Below are 1,898 nucleotides of genomic sequence, written 5' to 3'. Positions count from 1 at the left end.
CTCAAAGGCTGACCGTATCTCTGCCGGGGTTATCGCGGAGAACCGGGCCCGGTTAATCCTGACCGAAGGGTTCACCGCACGGACGAGCTCATAGGCTTCCTTCCCTATCAGTTCCCCTTCGGTATCGTAATCGGTGGCAATGGTGACGAGGTCCGCCTTCTTTGCCAGTTTCTGGATGAGGTTGACGATCTTCTTCTCGGTCGGTTTCTTGACGGTGCCGGCGTCGATGAGGGTTCGTGGGGTGTGGACCTTGCTCCTCCAGTTCGTATAGCCGGGCTCGAAGTCCACCTCCACCACGTGCCCCTTGAGGCCGACCACCGTCTTTGTATCGAAGGAGTAGGTGGAAACGCCTCCCTCCTTCACCGCTCTCACCTTTTCGTTACCGGCGAGAATTTGCGCGATTCGGTTTGCTGAGATATTCTTCTCTGCGATGATCAGGTGCACTGCGGATTACACCCCGCCCATCTTGATTGATTCGGAGACAATTCGCCTGAGCTCCCGCGGATCCGCCCGGCCACGAGTCTCCTTCATCACCTGCCCCACGAGGAAGTTTAAGGCTCCCTCCTTCCCGCTCCTGTAGTCCTCCACCGCCTGCGGGTTTGCGCTGATCACCGCCTGGACGATTGACGTGAACTCGTCCCCCGCGGCCCTGCCGAGTTTCTCACGTTTCACGATCGCGGTCGGCTTCTCGCAGGGCCTGCCTTCGACGCAGGCATCAAGCATCTCGCGCAGGACCTGGACACCTGCCCGGTCGGTGATGGTGCCCGCCTTGAGGAGTTCAAGGAGTTCTGCGATGTGGCCTGGCGGGACGGCGGCGATACCCATGTCACGGTAGTTGAGCTCGCCAAGAAGGGTATCGGCCACCCAGGTAGCGGCGAGGGCCGGGTCGATGTGAGCGACCTCCTCATAGAAGTCGGCGAGTTTCGGGTCTCCGGTCAGGGTCCTCGCATGATTGAGCGATACGCCGTACTGCTCCATAAACCGGTTCTTTCGGGCGGTAGGTAGTTCAGGGAGGTCGATCTCTGCCACCCGTTCCGCAACGCGGAGCGGCCTGAGGTCGGGGTCAGGGAAGTAGCGGTAGTCGTGCTCCTCCTCCTTGCCGCGGGCAGAGGTGGTGATCCCGCGCCCTTCCATGAAGTGCCGGGTCTCCCTTGCCACCTTCTGTCCGCGCCGGAGCAGGTTCCTCTGCCTGGTCACCTCAAAGGTGAGGGCTTTCTCGACGCCCTTGTAGGAGGAGATGTTCTTGACCTCGACCCGCTCTGAGCCCTCAAGCGAGATGTTTGCATCCACACGCAGGCCGCCTTCCCGGTCGCCGTCAAAGACCCCCAGGTACTCGAGGACCGTCCGGAGTTTGTTGAGGAACCGGCGTGCCTCCTGCGGGGAGCGCATGTCAGGTTCAGTGACGATCTCAAGGAGCGGGATACCTGATCTGTTATAGTCGACGAGCGAGTACTTCGAGGCGCCGGTGACGTGGACCAGTCTTCCGGGGTCTTCCTCGAGGTGCACCCGGGTGATCCGGACGATCTTCTCATGCCCCTCATCGTCCTCGATCTCGATGGTTCCCTCTACCGCCAGCGGTTTGTCGTGCTGGGTGATCTGGTAGGCCTTCGCGAGGTCAGGGTAGAAGTAGTTCTTTCTGGCGAACTCAGACTCTTCGAGCACCCTCATGTCGAGGGCTTTTGCCACCCGGAGGCCGTACTCCACCGCTTTTTTGTTCAGGCGCGGGAGCGCCCCCGGAAGCCCGAGGCAGACCGGGCAGCAGTGGGTGTTGGGAGCGTCGTCCTGGTAGTCGGTCGAGCAACCGCAGAAGAGTTTCGTCGCGGTCGAGACCTGGACATGGATCTCAAGCCCGATGATCGTCTTCATGCCCTCACCTCCTGCTCGTAGGCGAAGGCGGT

At 61.1% G+C, this 1,898-nt stretch carries 2 protein-coding genes; both read right to left on the bottom strand.

Going from position 1 to position 1,898, the window contains the following annotated elements; all coding sequences use genetic code 11:
* Positions 1 to 444 (bottom strand): toprim domain-containing protein (locus BP858_RS12200; RefSeq protein ID WP_286879582.1); only part of this gene is annotated, 444 nt, incomplete at its 3' end.
* 6 nt (positions 445 to 450) lie between these two features.
* The gene (gatB, locus tag BP858_RS12195) at positions 451 to 1,866 is read right to left on the bottom strand and encodes an Asp-tRNA(Asn)/Glu-tRNA(Gln) amidotransferase subunit GatB (protein WP_214166695.1); all 1,416 of its coding nucleotides are present in this window, start codon (positions 1,864 to 1,866) and stop codon (positions 451 to 453) included.
* Positions 1,867 to 1,898: the final 32 nt, after the last annotated feature.

Source organism: Methanoculleus sp. UBA413 (genome assembly GCF_002502935.1).
In the GTDB taxonomy this organism is placed as follows: domain Archaea; phylum Halobacteriota; class Methanomicrobia; order Methanomicrobiales; family Methanoculleaceae; genus Methanoculleus; species Methanoculleus bourgensis.
Note: the sequence above shows the minus strand (reverse complement) of the source record. Positions and strands in the feature narration are given on the sequence as shown.

Coding starts and splice junctions, on each gene's coding strand:
- gatB (WP_214166695.1), bottom strand. CDS start 1,866: ATGAAGACGATCATCGGGCTTGAGATCCATGTCCAGGTCTCGACCGCG.